The 15,827-nt window shown below is 61.6% G+C and carries 11 protein-coding genes; 5 read left to right on the top strand and 6 right to left on the bottom strand.

Annotated elements, in window-relative coordinates:
- Window positions 1-469: 469 nt before the first annotated feature.
- Window positions 470-907: a hypothetical protein gene (locus tag M8Q45_RS15525; protein ID WP_249875468.1), complete on the bottom strand. Its 438-nt coding sequence runs from the start codon at window positions 905-907 to the stop codon at window positions 470-472.
- 102 nt (window positions 908-1,009) lie between these two features.
- On the opposite strand from M8Q45_RS15525, the gene M8Q45_RS15530 reads away from it, so the two are divergent.
- Window positions 1,010-1,450 (top strand): universal stress protein, encoded by a 441-nt coding sequence (locus tag M8Q45_RS15530; protein WP_039589074.1) that lies wholly within the window; start codon window positions 1,010-1,012, stop codon window positions 1,448-1,450.
- Window positions 1,451-1,620: 170 nt separating this feature from the next.
- Here M8Q45_RS15530 and M8Q45_RS15535 read toward each other — a convergent pair whose 3' ends face one another.
- Entirely contained in the window at window positions 1,621-3,540 is a 1,920-nt protein-coding gene (locus M8Q45_RS15535) for an ATP-binding cassette domain-containing protein (protein ID WP_249875469.1), read from the bottom strand.
- 213 nt (window positions 3,541-3,753) lie between these two features.
- Here M8Q45_RS15535 and M8Q45_RS15540 point away from each other — a divergent pair, with 213 nt between their 5' ends.
- Complete coding sequence (locus M8Q45_RS15540) at window positions 3,754-5,682, top strand: transglycosylase SLT domain-containing protein (protein ID WP_249875470.1); 1,929 nt, start codon at window positions 3,754-3,756, stop codon at window positions 5,680-5,682.
- 201 nt (window positions 5,683-5,883) lie between these two features.
- Here the strand turns inward: M8Q45_RS15540 and M8Q45_RS15545 are convergent, their stop codons facing one another.
- Window positions 5,884-7,656, bottom strand: coding sequence for an ABC transporter transmembrane domain-containing protein (locus M8Q45_RS15545; protein ID WP_249875471.1), 1,773 nt, complete (start codon window positions 7,654-7,656; stop codon window positions 5,884-5,886).
- A gap of 258 nt (window positions 7,657-7,914) precedes the next feature.
- On the opposite strand from M8Q45_RS15545, the gene M8Q45_RS15550 reads away from it, so the two are divergent.
- Window positions 7,915-8,094 carry a PA1571 family protein gene (locus tag M8Q45_RS15550; protein WP_092403097.1) on the top strand — a complete coding sequence of 60 codons (180 nt, stop codon included), beginning with the start codon at window positions 7,915-7,917 and terminating at the stop codon, window positions 8,092-8,094.
- Window positions 8,095-8,348: 254 nt separating this feature from the next.
- On the opposite strand, the gene pdxB is transcribed toward M8Q45_RS15550, so the two are convergent.
- Window positions 8,349-9,491 (bottom strand): 4-phosphoerythronate dehydrogenase PdxB, encoded by a 1,143-nt coding sequence (gene pdxB, locus M8Q45_RS15555; protein WP_249875472.1) that lies wholly within the window; start codon window positions 9,489-9,491, stop codon window positions 8,349-8,351.
- Window positions 9,492-9,870: 379 nt separating this feature from the next.
- Here pdxB and M8Q45_RS15560 point away from each other — a divergent pair, with 379 nt between their 5' ends.
- On the top strand, window positions 9,871-11,274 hold the full coding sequence (locus M8Q45_RS15560; RefSeq protein ID WP_349654628.1) for an MATE family efflux transporter: 1,404 nt from the start codon (window positions 9,871-9,873) through the stop codon (window positions 11,272-11,274).
- Here M8Q45_RS15560 and tusA read toward each other — a convergent pair.
- Together tusA and rlmM are read right to left on the bottom strand one after the other, a co-directional pair.
- Window positions 11,271-11,522 (bottom strand): sulfurtransferase TusA, encoded by a 252-nt coding sequence (tusA, locus tag M8Q45_RS15565; RefSeq protein ID WP_003183455.1) that lies wholly within the window; start codon window positions 11,520-11,522, stop codon window positions 11,271-11,273. The two genes, M8Q45_RS15560 and tusA, sit on opposite strands and share 4 nt — an antisense overlap.
- A 244-nt stretch (window positions 11,523-11,766) precedes the next feature.
- On the bottom strand, window positions 11,767-12,840 hold the full coding sequence (gene rlmM / locus M8Q45_RS15570; RefSeq protein WP_249875473.1) for a 23S rRNA (cytidine(2498)-2'-O)-methyltransferase RlmM: 1,074 nt from the start codon (window positions 12,838-12,840) through the stop codon (window positions 11,767-11,769).
- A 172-nt stretch (window positions 12,841-13,012) separates the two neighbouring features.
- On the opposite strand from rlmM, the gene acnA reads away from it, so the two are divergent.
- Window positions 13,013-15,754, top strand: coding sequence for an aconitate hydratase AcnA (gene acnA / locus M8Q45_RS15575; protein ID WP_249875474.1), 2,742 nt, complete (start codon window positions 13,013-13,015; stop codon window positions 15,752-15,754).
- Window positions 15,755-15,827: the final 73 nt, after the last annotated feature.

Below are 15,827 nucleotides of genomic sequence, written 5' to 3' on the forward strand. Positions count from 1 at the left end.
TATGGAAGCTGAACAGTACACGTTGGACGCTGACCACTGGTTCGGCATTGACATTACCGTCGATGCTACGCCAATCCGCCAGGCACACCCGTCAACGCGATAGTCGGGGGTCTGTAGGAACGTTCTGAAAATACAAACGCTCAATTCATACGCCCGTTTGATTTGGGTACGTCACCTTCACGGAATTTCCGACAATTGTCAATCGCCCTAAACAAGCGTTTGAACAGGACTCCCCGGTCATTTCCGTACCGCTCGGATCTGCAACACGGCGCTGCATGAGCAACCATTCATAGAATCAATAATTAGAAAAGTCGCCCTAATTCCAACCGCAACGGATTCAACCGACTACGCTGGTGACAAAGCATTTGAGCGCTTTATGCGAAGGTCGTTTCGAATGAACGACCTGAAGACGTGTTTACCGGCCTGCCTGGCCACCCAGCCCGATGAATCTGTCGGGCTTTTTTATGCGTCAAGCCAACGCCTTGAGCACCGCTGAAATGTCCTGCAAGACAACGGCTTCGCCTTTTTCACCCCAATACAGCGCGATCATCTGCCGGTCGGCCTCGACCTTATAGACATTGGCGGGCAACGTCTTGAAATGACTGAGCAACGATTCATCCTGGCAGGTTTCTTGCCATTGATTCACCCACACGCCAGGCGCCTTTTGCCAATAACTCCAAATGGCCGGCTGATTGCCCCGCCGGGCTCGGTGGTATTGCGCACACGGGTTTGGCGGCTGCTGGCCAAGCCAGTGCGGCCAGTCTTGCGGAGCCAATTGCATGGCCAGCCCGAGGCGTCGCGCCTCCATGCGAAGGGCCATGCGCCCGCTCTGTGCACGGGACGGCCGCAACCATGCCAGGGGGCTTAATACCACCAGCAGGATTGACACCACTATCCAGACCGTCATATCTGTACTCCCGAATTCTGATGAGCCCGTTGACCTGCGTCGCCGTCAATGCGCTTGAAACCAGCCATACTTACCGTATCGCCATTCTCTGGAGTGCTTTCCATGTACTACGAACACATCCTGGTCGCCGTCGACCTTACTGAAGAATGCGATCCAGTCGTCAAGCGAGCCCTCGCCCTGTGCGAAGGCCGGGAAAACAAACTGTCGCTGGTGCACATCGTCGAACCGATGGCCATGGCCTTCGGCGGCGACGTTCCGATGGATCTTTCCCAGTTGCAGCAGCAACAGTTCGACCAAGCCAAGGAACGTCTTGACCGGCTGATCGTGAAATACCCTGCCCTGAAAAAGGAGAACAGTCACCTGACCTATGGCCAGCCACGCCAGGAAATCCATCATCTGGCCAAGGAACAGGGTTGCGACCTGATTGTCGTAGGCAGCCATGGCCGCCACGGTTTGGCCTTGTTGCTTGGCTCCACTGCCAACGATGTGCTGCATGGCGCGCCTTGCGACGTGCTGGCGGTGCACCTGGTCAAGCGCACATAAACCCAGACCCTGACCTTGTGGGAGCGAGCTTGCTCGCGATAGCGGTGGATCAGCAGCATCGATGCTGGCTGTCACACCGCTATCGCGAGCAAGCTCGCTCCCACAGGGATTGCGGCTCAAATAGAAATCCCGGCACTCATGACTGAATGCCGGGATTTTTTAGCACGAGATCAAGCGTCCAGTTCAGCCCAACGCTCCACCAGTGCGTCCAGCTCGGCCTGCAATTGCTCCAGGTGCGCAATCACCTTGGCGGTTTCGGCCGCTGGGCGCTGGTAGAATCCAGCGTCAGCCATCTCGGCTTCCACCGCGGCGATCTGCTGCTCCTTCGCGTCGATATCGCCTGGCAGGGCTTCAAGCTCACGCTGCAGCTTGTAGCTGAGCTTCTTCTTCGCCGGGGCCGGCGCGGCAGCGGCGGCAACCGGCGCCGGTTCGGCCTTGACGACCGCCGAGTTCAGGTCCGCCTTGCCCGACTTGCTCTCTGTCACGCCCAACAAGCGCGGCGAGCCGCCCTGGCGCAGCCAATCCTGGTAGCCGCCGACATATTCGCGAACCAGCCCTTCCCCTTCGAACACCAGGGTGCTGGTGACCACGTTGTCGAGGAATGCCCGGTCGTGACTGACCATGAGCACGGTGCCGTTGAAGGTCAACAGCACCTCTTCCAACAGTTCGAGGGTTTCCACGTCCAGGTCGTTGGTCGGTTCGTCGAGCACCAGCAGGTTCGCTGGCTTGCTGAACAGCTTGGCCAGCAACAGACGGGCGCGCTCGCCACCTGACAGCGCCTTGACCGGCGTGCGGGCACGCTGGGGGCTGAACAGGAAGTCGCCGAGATAACTCAACACGTGGCGGCTCTGGCCGTCGATATCGATGAAATCGCGACCTTCGGCCACGTTGTCGATCACGGTCTTTTCCAGGTCCAACTGATGCCGTAACTGGTCGAAGTAGGCGACGTCGATCTTCGTTCCCTCTTCCACTTTGCCACTGGTCGGCACCAGGCCGCCAAGCATCAGCTTGAGCAACGTGGTCTTGCCGGTCCCGTTGGCACCGAGCAGGCCGATCCGGTCGCCGCGCTGCAGGACCATGGAGAAATCCTTGATCAGGAACGGGCCGTCCGGGTGAGCGAAGCTGACGTTCTCCAGCACCATGACCTGCTTGCCGGATTTATCTGCCGTTTCCAGCTGGATATTGGCCTTGCCGGTGCGCTCGCGACGTTCACTGCGCTCGACGCGCAGAGCCTTGAGGGCGCGCACGCGGCCTTCGTTACGGGTGCGTCGGGCCTTGATGCCCTGGCGGATCCAGACTTCTTCCTGGGCCAGGCGCTTGTCGAACAAGGCATTGGCGGTTTCTTCCGCTGCCAGCGCCGCTTCCTTGTGCACCAGGAAACTGGCGTAGTCACCGTTCCAGTCGATCAGGCCGCCACGATCCAGTTCAAGGATGCGGGTCGCCAGGTTTTGCAGGAAGGAACGGTCGTGGGTGATGAACAGCACCGCCCCCTGGAAATCCTTCAGCGCTTCTTCAAGCCAGGCGATGGCGCCGATGTCCAGGTGGTTGGTCGGTTCGTCGAGCAGCAACAGGTCCGGCTCGGACACCAGGGCCTGGGCCAGCAGGACGCGACGACGCCAGCCACCGGACAGCTCCGCCAGGGTCTTGTCGGCCGGCAGTTGCAAGCGACTCAGCGTGCTGTCGACCAATTGCTGCAGGCGCCAGCCATCACGGGCTTCGAGGTCGTGCTGGACGTGCATCAACTTGTCCAGGTCGGCATCGGTGACGATGTTCTGGCTCAGGTGGTGATATTCAGCCAACAACGCGCCGACGCCATCCAGGCCCTCGGCGACTACGTCGAATACGGTCCGCTCGTCGGCCACCGGCAGTTCCTGGGGCAATTCGCCGATTTTCAGGCCGGGGGCGCGCCAGACGGAGCCGTCATCCGGCTTCTGGTCGCCCTTGACCAGCTTCATCATGCTGGACTTGCCAGTGCCGTTGCGGCCGATGATGCACACCCGCTCTCCACGGGCGATCTGCCAGGACACCTTGTCCAACAACGGCATCGCGCCGAAAGCAAGGGACACATCGCTGAATTTGAGCAGGGTCATGAGCTTCTCCAAAAACCGGGCGCGCATTCTACCTGAGAAGAGCGTTCAAAGGTCCGCCAATTTCGTCGCCGAAGCACTCTGAAGAACAAATGTCGCGAACTTTTGCCAACGGCCCCGCAAAGCTTTCGCCGGTTGCTGGCAAAAGGCTAAGCTACAGCCAGTTACCCTCGGTTTCCCCTTGGGCTTGTCATGTTTTTTCTGCCCGGACGTATCATGCGCAGTCGCCTTTTCAGTGTCTTATCTTGTTTGTTTGTGTGTGCCACTGCCGTTCAAACCGCCCAGGCGGTGGATATCTCTACCCAGCGCCAGTACTACGATGAGGCCAAGCGCGCCTTGGCCAAAGGTGATTCAGGCCCCTATTTTCGCTACAGCCAGGCCCTGCGCGATTATCCGCTGGAGCCGTACCTGGCCTATGACGAACTGACCGCTCGCCTCAAGAGCGCGAGCAATGCCGAAATCGAAAAGTTCCTCGCCGAGCACGGCGACCTGCCCCAGGCCAACTGGATGAAGCTGCGCTGGTTGCGCTGGCTGGCGGAACGGGGCGACTGGGCGACCTTCGTCAAATACTACGACCCCAAGCTCAACTTCACCGAACTGGACTGCCTCAACGCCCAATACCAGCTCGAACACGGGCAGAAGGCCGAAGGCTACGCCGCCACGGAAAAACTCTGGCTCAGCGGCAAGTCCCAGCCAGCCACCTGCGATGCGCTGTTTGGCGTGTGGGCTGCACAAGGCCAACTGACCGAGCAGAAACGCTGGGAGCGAACCAAGCTGGCCGCCCAGGCGCGCAACTACCCCTTGGCCAACAGTCTGGTCAACGGCCTGACCACCTTGGCTCCCCGGGGCAAATTGCTGGTCGACGTCGCGCAGAAGCCCGAGTTGCTCAACCAGCCTTCGCGCTTCACGCCCGCCGATGAGCCGATGTCCGACATCGTCAGCCTTGGCCTGCGTCGCCTGGCGCGCCAGGATCCGGAAAAAGCCATGACGCTGCTGGACGGCTACGCCAGCACCATGCGTTTCTCCCGGGATGAGAAAGTCGCCATTGCTCGGGAAATCGGCCTGACCCTGGCCAAGCGCTTCGACAGTCGCGCCTTGGACGTGATGACCAAATACGACCCGGAACTGCGGGACGACACCGTGTCGGAATGGCGCTTGCGCCTGTTGCTGCGCCTGGCCCGCTGGGACGATGCCTATCAACTGACCCGTCGCCTGCCCGAGTCGCTGGCCTCCACCAATCGCTGGCGCTACTGGCAGGCCCGCAGCCTGGAACTGGCGCAGCCGCAGAATCCCGAAGCGCTGACACTCTATAAACACCTGGCCCGCGAACGGGACTTCTATGGGTTCCTGGCCGCCGACCGCTCCCAATCACCCTACTCGCTGACCAACAAGCCACTGGTCATGAGCCAGGCGCTGATCAACAAGGTGCGCAATACGCCCGGCGTCCGCCGAGCGCTGGAGTTTCACGCCCGGGGCGACATCGTCGATGGGCGTCGCGAGTGGTATCACGTCAGCCGACATTTCAACCGGGACGAAATGGTCGCCCAGGCAAAACTGGCCTACGACTTGAAATGGTATTTCCCGGCCATCCGCACCATCAGCCAGGCCAAGTACTGGGATGACCTGGACATCCGCTTCCCGATGGCGCACCGCGACACGCTGGTGCGCGAAGCCAAGATCCGCGGCTTGCATCCGAGCTGGGCGTTCGCCATCACCCGGCAGGAAAGCGCCTTCATGGACGATGCCCGCTCCGGTGTCGGTGCCAGCGGCCTCATGCAGTTGATGCCTGGCACCGCCAAGGAGACCGCACGCAAGTTCAACATCCCCCTGGCATCGCCCCAGCAAGTCCTGAACCCGGACAAGAACATCCAGCTTGGCGCGGCCTACCTGAGCCAGGTCCACAGCCAATTCAACGGCAACCGCGTCCTCGCCTCCGCCGCGTACAACGCCGGGCCTGGCCGCGTTCGCCAGTGGCTGCGCGGCGCGGACCACCTGAGCTTCGACGTCTGGGTCGAAAGCATCCCTTTCGACGAAACCCGCCAGTACGTGCAGAACGTGCTGTCCTATTCGGTGATCTACGGCCAGAAACTCAACTCGCCGCAGCCGCTGGTGGACTGGCATGAGCGGTATTTTGATGATCAGTGAGTGTTAGCGGACGGTGTACCGGACAAAAAAATGCCCGCATCGAAAGATGCGGGCATTTTTGGTCGGTTACTTGGTCGGTTGCTGGACCTTGTGGGAGCGAGCTTGCTCGCGATGGCGTCGGCACCTTAAACATGGATGCAAGCTGACCCACCGCTATCGCGAGCAAGCTCGCTCCCACAGGGGATTCGTGTGGACGCGCGCTCAGTCGGCTGCCGAATCCAAGCCAACGTTGAACTGCAACGCCGCCAACCGCGCATACAACGCATTGCTGGCAACCAACTCCTGGTGAGTGCCCACGGCAACCACTTTGCCCTGGTCCATCACAGCGATCCGGTCGGCATTTTTTACCGTGGCCAGGCGGTGCGCGATGACCAGGGTGGTGCGGTTTTTCATCAGGCTGGGCAGCGCTTGCTGGATGAGGTGTTCGCTTTGCGCATCGAGGGCGCTGGTGGCTTCGTCCAGGAGCAGGATCGGCGCATCCACCAACAATGCCCGGGCGATAGCCAGGCGTTGACGCTGACCGCCGGACAATCCGAGGCCACCATCGCCCAGGTGGGTCTGGTAGCCGTCTGGCATCTTTTCGATGAAGTCGTGGGCATGGGCGATCTGCGCCGCCTCGCGCACCTGCTCGGACGTCGCCTGCGGATTGCCGTAGCGAATGTTCTCTTCCACCGTGCCGAAAAACAGCGCTGGATTTTGCGATACCAGGGCGAAATGACGACGCAGGTCCAGCGGATCGACCAGGGTCAACGGCACGTCGTCGATGAGGATCTGCCCTTGCGCCGGATCGTAGAAGCGCAGCAGCAGGTCATACACCGTTGACTTGCCCGCGCCGGATGGTCCGACGAGGGCCAGGGTCTCGCCAGCCTTGATACTCAGGTCGAGGCCATCGACCGCGTAGCTATCTGGCCGGGACGGATAGGAAAAACGCACGCCTTCGAGGCGCAGATCACCCCGGACCCGCTCGGGCAAGGCCACGAGACCGGAAGTCGGTGGCTGGATGATATTTTCCGAGCGCAGCAATTCGGCAATGCGCTCCGCCGCGCCGGCCGCCCGCTGCAGCTCGCCAATCACCTCGCTCAGGGTGCCGAAGGCGCTGCCGACGATCAGGCTGTAGAACACGAACGCCGCCAGCTCACCGCCGGAAATCCGTCCGGCGATCACATCCATGCCGCCGACCCAGAGCATCACCCCCACGGCCCCCAGCACCAGCACGATCACCAGCGTGATCAGCCAGGCGCGCTGGACGATGCGCTTGCGGGCAGTCTCGAAGGCCTGCTCCACGGTCACGGAAAAACGCTGCTCGTCCTGGACTTGGTGGTTATAGGCCTGCACGGTCTTGATCTGGCCCAGGGTTTCGGAAACGTAGCTGCCGACGTCAGCAATGCGATCCTGGCTCTGGCGCGACAGACTGCGCACCCGGCGGCCGAACACCAGGATCGGCGCCAATACCAGTGGCAAGGCAATCACCACGATGCTGGTCAGCTTGGGGTTGGTGATGAACAGCAGCACGATGCCGCCAATCACCATCAAGGCGTTGCGCAAGAACAGCGACAGCGACGAGCCGATCACCGATTGCAACAGGGTCGTATCGGCGGTCAGGCGTGACTGTATCTCCGAACTACGGTTGTTCTCATAGAAACCGGGATGCAAATACACCAGGTGATTGAACACCTGTCGCCGGATGTCGGCCACCACCCGCTCGCCAATCCATGACACCAGGTAGAAACGTGCAAACGTACCGATCGCCAGGCCAAGCACCAGCACCATGAACAGGCCGATGGACTGATTGAGCAGGTGCGGTGAACGGGTCATGAAGCCTTGGTCCACCAGCAGGCGGATCCCTTGGCCCATGGACAACGTGATACCGGCCGTGACGATCAGTGCCAGTAACGCTCCGGCGACCTGCTTGCGATAGGGAGCGATGAAGCCAATGGCCAGGCGCATGGCGCGGCGATGTCGGGAAGAAAGCATCAAGATCGTCCGATAATGGAGCAGAAAAGAGGTCGACCGACAGCACCGAAGCGCAGCGGAACCAACGTAAACCGAAATGAGTCAGGTTAAATATGACCACCAAGACTAGGGCCTAGATGTTATCGGTCTAAAGTCTGGCTGGAAACGCGAGTGTGTTTCTGGTTGAGTGGAACTGTCGTCATGAACCTTCAAGGAGTGTCATGGCTCGGTCACCTGGCGACATTACGATAGGCACGCAACCTGATGAGGAGACAGGCCATGTCTTTGCAACACAGCAGCGACGACAAGATTCAAGTGATCCGCACGCAACCGGACCAGTCCCTGGGCTGCTCGATCATCGATGAAGATGGGCGCGAGGTCCCGATCACCGAAGACATGATCCAGAAGGCTTGCAGCGAACTGGAAAAACGACTGGTCAAACCTGCCGAACAAAAGTGATACAGCCCGTCTTCATTTGAACCCGACCTTGATGTCGGGTTTTTTATTGTGTGCGGATTGTGCAGGCTCTTGTGGCGAGGAAGCTTGCTCCCGCTGGGCTCTGTAGGAGCTGGCGGAGCCTGCGATCTTTCGATCTTGATCTTCCGCTTGAAGCTCAAATGTCTGGGGGAAAGATCGCAGCCTCGTTGCACTCGGCAGCTCCTACAGTGCAGCCCAGCGGGAGCAAGCGCCCTTGCCACAAGGGCGCTCCACGCTTAAATGACGGTAGCGCCCAACGCCGTCACGATCTGCTGCAAGACCGCCGATTGCCCTTCGATACGCACCTTCAAGCTGTCGATTTCGCGGCGTGGTGGGTAATGCTTGCGCAATGCATCAAAAGCACTGCGCTGCTCGCTCACCGTACCGATCAGGCTGCGGCGAAAGTCCGCATCGTCGCGGCGCGGGTCGTACACGCTCCGGCATAGCGCCGCCAGGGCCCAGGCCGGGTCGGTATCGGCATCCAGCGCAATACCTGCGAGCCAGGGCTTGGGCAGCAAGTCCGCCAGACTGACTTCGGCGGGCCGGCCAAGGAAATCGCACAAGGCCTGGTAGATCTGCGCCGTGCCGCGCTGGCGACCGTCAAGGCTGTAGCCGGCGATATGCGGGGTGGCGATCACGCAGAGGTCGGCCAGGTCGACGTCCACCGTCGGCTCCTGCTCCCATACATCGAGCACTGCCTGCAGGTCTTCACGCTCCAGCAGCACCTCGCGCAACGCGGTGTTGTCGATGACCGGCCCGCGCGCGGCGTTGATCAGCCAAGTGCCCGGCTTGAGGCTGTTCAACCGTTGCTCGTCAAAAAGGTGCCAGGTCGGTTGCTCGCCATCGCGCGTCAAGGGCGTGTGCAAGCTGATGACATCACACTGTTCGATGATCTGCTCCAGGCTCACGTAATCACCGCCCTCGGCAGCCTGGCGAGGCGGATCGCAGACTTTCACCGTCCAGCCCAGGCCCTTGAGCACCTCGATCAATCGCCCGCCCACCTGCCCCGCGCCGACCACGCCAAACGTGCGCTGCGCAAGATCGGCGCCTTCGATTTCCGCCAGGATCATGAGGCTGCCCAGCACATAGTCCACCACCCCACGGGCGTTGCAGCCCGGGGCACTGGCCCAGCGAATGCCGGCCTCGGCCAGATAATCCAGGTCCAGATGATCAGTGCCGATCGTGCAGGTGCCAACGAAGCGCACCTTGCTGCCTTCCAGCAGCGCCCGATTGACCTGGCTGACCGAACGCACCAGCAACACATCGGCTTGCTCGACCATTGACCGATCGATCCCTCGGCCCGGCACCCGGCGGATCTCACCGAAACCTTGGAAAAACGCATCGAGCAAGGGAATATTTTCGTCGGCAACAATCAGCATGGCGGAGCTCCTTTGGCGGGATGGGCAGTGTAGGCGTTCCTCGCCTCGATGGGCCAGTCCATTGCTTCGGTGTACGAAATCGTGGCGAGGGAGCTTGCTCCCGCTGGACCCTGTAGGCGCTGGCGAAGGCTCGGGCCGCGTTCGGACGATCTTTTGATCGTTTTGATCTTTCGCTTGGGATTCCTGTGTCCTTGGAAAGATCGCAGCCTCGCTTCGCTCGACAGCGCCTACAAAGTCGAGCGGGGGCAAGCTCCCTCGCCACGGGGTATTCGCATGGCTGAGCGAGTGATTACAAATCCCCAACACAGGTTTTTTCCTGACCACTGCGTCAAGGCGTAGAATTCGCCGCCTTGTGTTCAATCTTTCGGACGCTGCGCCTGTGAATCCCGTCATCGATACCCCCAACGCCCTCTCCCGCCCGGCCCGGGTTCGCCTGGAGCTCAAGACACTGCTCGCCCTGGCCTTGCCGATCATGGTGGCGCAATTGGCGACCACCGCCATGGGTTTTGTCGATGCGGTGATGGCCGGCCGCGTCGGCCCACGGGACCTCGCGGCAGTGGCGCTGGGTAATTCGATCTGGGTGCCGGTGTTCCTGCTGATGACCGGCACGCTGTTGGCAACCACACCGAAAGTGGCCCAGCGCTTCGGCGCCGGTACGTTCGATGAGATCGGTCCGCTGGTGCGCCAGGCGCTGTGGCTGGCGCTGGTAGTGGGATTGATCGCGACCCTGGCCCTGTTCAGCGCCGAGCCGATCCTGCACATCATGAAAGTCGATCCCGAACTGATCGGCCCGTGCATGGAATACCTGCGGGGCATCGGCACCGGTCTGCCGGCGGTGGCGTTCTATTACGTGCTGCGCTGTTTCAGCGACGGCCTGGGCCGCACGCGACCGGCGATGGTGTTGGGACTCTGCGGACTGGCCCTGAACATTCCGCTCAATTACGTCTTCATCTATGGACACCTGGGCGTCCCGGCCATGGGCGGGGTCGGTTGTGGCTGGGCCACGGCCATCGTGATGTGGTTCATGGCGGCGGGCATGGCGGCCTGGACATACCGAGCCCCGATCTATCAATCGAGCCGCTTGTTCACTCGTTTCGACTGGCCGCAATGGTCGGTGATCAAGCGCCTGCTGGGCATCGGCCTGCCGATTGGCATCGCGGTGTTCGCCGAGTCGAGCATCTTCGCGGTGATCGCCCTGCTGATCGGCAGCCTCGGCGCCACGGTGGTGGCCGGGCACCAGATCGCGCTGAACTTCAGCTCACTGGTGTTCATGATCCCCTACTCCCTGGGCATGGCCGTGACGGTGCGGGTAGGCCAGGCGCTGGGGCGCAGCCAACCCCGGGAAGCGCGTTTCGCCGCGGGCGTCGGCATGGGCACGGCGCTGGCGTACGCCTGCCTGTCGGCGAGCCTGATGTTTGCGCTGCGGGCGCCCATCGCCGCGATCTACACCGCCGACCCGGTGGTGATCCAGGTGGCGTCCATGCTGATCGTCTATGCGGCGCTGTTCCAGTTTTCCGATGCGATCCAGGTCACGGCGGCGGGTGCGTTGCGTGGCTATCAGGACACGCGCGTGACGATGATCCTGACGCTGTTCGCCTATTGGGGCATCGGCCTGCCGGTGGGCTACGCCCTGGGCTTGACCGACTGGCTCGGCGCGGCCAGCGGCCCGAGCGGATTGTGGCAGGGCTTGATCGTAGGCTTGAGCTGCGCGGCGCTGATGCTGTCGATCCGCCTGGCACGCAGTGCGCGCAAGCAGATCCGCATCAGCCGCTCGACCGATTAAGCGAGTTTCTTGCGGATCCAGTAGAGGTAGGTGCCGGCCTCTTCCTGCTGGGCCACCAGTTCGTGGTCCAGGAACACGCAAAACTTGGGGATGTCGCGGCGGGTCGACGGGTCGGTGGCGATGACTTTCAGCAGCCCACCTGGGGCCAGGTCGCGGATGTGCTGGTGCAACATCATCACCGGCTCCGGGCAATTGAGGCCCGTGGCATCCAGCGTGCCGTCGACCGGCGTGTCGTTCATTTCACTCATGTTCTACTCCTGAAACTGGCCGGCATTGTCGCGCAATGTCGGCGCGCTTAACAGAGGTGCATCACCCCTGTGGCCAGAGATTGCTCCCGCTCGGCTGCGCTGTAGGAGCTGTCGAGCGAAGCGAGGCTGCGATCTTTCCATTGGCGCTTGAGTTCCAAGTAAAAGATCAAAAGATCGCAGGCTTCGCCAGCTCCTACACCGCCCAGCGGGAGCAATCTCTGGCCACAAAAGCTCGCTAAATACTTCAGCGGGACTTCGGCTTCTTGGTATCCAAGCGCCGCAAATGGCACGTCACTTCCTCGCGGTCGTGGTACAGCTGCTTGCAACCGATCTCGACCTTGATACCCCGGGCCTTGAAACCCTCGGCGATGCGTTCGAGCAGGCGCTTGACCTCGGCGTAACGCTGTTTCATTGGCAATTTGAGGTTGACCACGGCCTCGCGGCAATGCCCCTCGCCGATCCATTCTTCCAGCATCGCCGCGTTGCGCGCGGGCTTCTCGACGATGTCGCAGACCATCCAGTCCACCGGCTGCTTGGGCTTGAACGTGAAGCCGTCCGCCATCAGGTGCTGCACCAGGCCCGTGTCCATCAGGCTTTCGGCCATCGGGCCGTTGTCGATGGCCGTGACCAACATGCCACGGTTGACCAGTTGCCAGGTCCAGCCACCCGGCGCGGCGCCGAGGTCCACGCCAGTCATGTCGCTGTGCAGGCGCTCGTCCCATTGGTCCTTGGGGATGAAATGATGCCAAGCCTCTTCGAGCTTGAGCGTCGAACGGCTCGGCGCTTCCCGGGGGAACTTCAAACGCGGGATGCCCATCGGCCACATGGCCGAGTTATCCGCTTGCGCGAGGCCGAGGAAGACTTCGCGACCGCTCTTGAACGTCAGCAGCAGACGCGGCTTATGCGGGTCGTCCACCAGCTTGCCCGCACCACTCAAGGCCTTGCGCAGCGGGCCTTCGAATTTCTTGCAGAAGTTCGACAGTTCCTTGCCGTCGTTGGTGTCGACCACTTCCAGCCACAGGCTGCCGCACGTCGGGAACGCCGTCATGTTGGCCAGGATGACACTGATGCGGTCGGTTTCCGGCAATTCGATGAACGTGCCGCGGGCCCACTGGCGCGGGAAAATCAGCTCGGCGAACCGCTGCCCGCGCATCAGCCGTTCGGCGCCGTCCTCTTCCGTGCAGACAAATTCGGCGCAGGCACTGGCCGGCTTGGCCTTGGCATAACCGGCCACGTTGAGCCGCGCGGCATGTTCGGCGATCTCGGAACAGACCTCGCCTTCGAAGCCCGGCCGGCAGTGCATAAAAAGCGTATTCATTGGAACCCCGTAGCAAAGCCTGTCACGAAAACCGGCGCATGATAGCGGAGTTCGGAACCGCGAACCTTCCTATAGAGTCCAGTGATTAGTCATACGCTCAAAACAGGGCTAGGTTAAAGGCTCTGTCCGTTCCGTCAGTCCGTAGCCGTGCGGACTCAAAGGAGTGATTTCAATGCCGTCCCTCGATAGCCTGAAAACCCTTAAAACGCTGCAAGTCGACGCCAGGACCTACCATTATTTCAGCCTGCCGGATGCGGCGCGAAGCCTGGGAGACCTGGACAAATTACCCATGTCCCTCAAGGTGCTGCTGGAAAACCTGCTGCGCTGGGAAGATGAAAAAACCGTCACCGGCACCGACCTCAAGGCCCTGGCCGGCTGGCTGAAAGAGCGTCGCTCCGACCGTGAGATCCAATACCGCCCGGCGCGGGTGCTGATGCAGGATTTCACCGGCGTCCCCGCCGTGGTCGACCTGGCCGCCATGCGCGCCGCCGTGGAAAAGGCCGGCGGCGATCCCCAGCGGATCAACCCATTGTCGCCGGTTGACCTGGTGATCGATCACTCGGTAATGGTGGACAAGTTCGCCAGCCGACAGGCGTTCGAGCAGAACGTCGACATCGAAATGCAGCGCAACGGTGAACGCTACGCCTTCCTGCGATGGGGCCAGAGCGCCTTCGACAATTTCAGCGTGGTGCCGCCGGGCACCGGCATCTGCCACCAGGTCAACCTCGAATACCTGGGCCGCACCGTCTGGACCAAAGAGGAAGACGGCCGCACCTACGCCTTCCCCGACACCCTGGTGGGCACCGACTCCCACACCACCATGATCAACGGCCTCGGCGTGCTCGGCTGGGGCGTCGGCGGGATCGAGGCCGAAGCGGCGATGCTCGGCCAGCCGGTGTCGATGCTGATCCCCGAAGTCATCGGCTTCAAACTGGTCGGCAAACTGCGCGAGGGCATCACCGCCACCGACCTGGTGCTGACCGTCACGCAGATGCTGCGCAAGAAAGGCGTGGTGGGCAAATTCGTCGAGTTCTATGGCGATGGCCTGGCCGACCTGCCCCTGGCCGACCGCGCCACCATTGCCAACATGGCCCCGGAATACGGCGCCACGTGCGGTTTCTTCCCGGTGGACGATGTGACATTGGACTACTTGCGCCTGTCCGGCCGCCCGACGGAAACCGTGAAGCTGGTGGAAGCCTATTGCAAGGCGCAGGGTCTGTGGCGCCTACCGGGCCAGGAACCGGTGTTCACCGACACGCTGGAATTGGACATGGGCAGCGTCGAAGCCAGCCTCGCCGGCCCCAAGCGTCCGCAGGACCGGGTGGCACTGCCGAATGTCGGCCAGGCCTTCAGCGACTTCCTTGGACTGCAAGTCAAACCCACCAGCAAGGAAGAAGGTCGCCTGGAAAGCGAAGGCGGCGGAGGCGTCGCGGTGGGCAATGCCGATCAGGTGGGTGAAGCGGAATATGAATTCGAAGGCCAGACCCATCGGCTGAAAAACGGCGCGGTGGTCATCGCGGCGATTACGTCGTGCACCAACACCTCCAACCCCAGCGTGATGATGGCCGCCGGGTTGCTGGCGAAAAAAGCCGTGGAAAAAGGCCTGGCCCGCAAGCCTTGGGTCAAGAGCTCCTTGGCGCCGGGCTCGAAGGTGGTCACCGATTACTACAACGCCGCGGGCCTGACCGAATACCTCGACAAGCTCGGCTTCGACCTGGTGGGCTACGGCTGCACGACCTGTATCGGTAACTCGGGCCCGCTGCCCGACCCCATTGAAAAAGCCATCCAGAAAGCCGACCTGACCGTGGCCTCGGTACTGTCGGGCAACCGCAACTTCGAAGGCCGTGTGCATCCGCTGGTGAAAACCAACTGGCTGGCTTCACCGCCGCTGGTCGTCGCCTACGCCCTGGCCGGCACCGTGCGCATCGACATCAGCAGCGAACCGCTGGGCAATGATCGCGACGGCAACCCGGTCTACCTTCGGGACATCTGGCCGAGCAGCAAGGAAGTCGCCGACGCCGTGGCCAAAGTCGACACCGGCATGTTCCACAAGGAATACGCCGCCGTGTTCGCTGGCGACGAACAATGGCAAGCGATTGAGGTGCCACAAGCCGCCACGTACGTCTGGCAAGCCGACTCGACCTATATTCAACATCCACCGTTTTTCGATGACATTGGCGGGCCACCACCCGCCGTCAAGAATGTCGAAGGGGCGCGGGTACTCGCGCTGCTGGGGGACTCGGTGACCACCGACCATATCTCCCCGGCCGGTAACATCAAGGCCGACAGCCCCGCCGGCCGTTACCTGCGCGAACAGGGCGTAGAGCCTCGGGACTTCAACTCCTACGGCTCGCGACGGGGCAACCACCAGGTGATGATGCGAGGTACCTTTGCCAATATCCGTATCCGCAACGAGATGCTCGGCGGGGAAGAAGGCGGCAACACGGTCTATATCCCCAACGGCGAACGCATGTCGATCTATGATGCCGCGATGTTATACCAGGCGAGCGGCACGCCATTGGTGGTGATCGCCGGACAGGAATACGGCACCGGCTCCAGCCGGGACTGGGCCGCCAAAGGCACTAACCTGCTCGGGGTCAAGGCGGTGATCGCCGAGAGTTTCGAGCGCATCCACCGTTCCAACCTAGTGGGCATGGGCGTGCTGCCACTGCAGTTCAAGCTTGATCAGAATCGCAAGAGCCTGAACCTCACCGGCAAGGAAAGCGTGGATATCCTCGGCCTGAGCGACACCGAGCTGACGCCGCGCATGAACCTGCCCGTGGTCATTACCCGCGAAGACGGCAGCCAGGAGCGGATCGAAGTGCTGTGCCGGATCGATACTTTGAACGAGGTGGAATATTTCAAGGCCGGCGGGATCCTGCACTTTGTCCTACGGCAATTAATTTCAGGATAAAAAGAAGCGTCTGACGAAAACACCGTCTCATTTGGGCGGTGTTTTCGTATGGGTCTGCCTATAATCCCGCCGG

Origin of the sequence: Pseudomonas sp. T1.Ur (assembly GCF_023516725.1) — a bacterium.
GTDB classification, from domain to species: domain Bacteria; phylum Pseudomonadota; class Gammaproteobacteria; order Pseudomonadales; family Pseudomonadaceae; genus Aquipseudomonas; species Aquipseudomonas alvandae.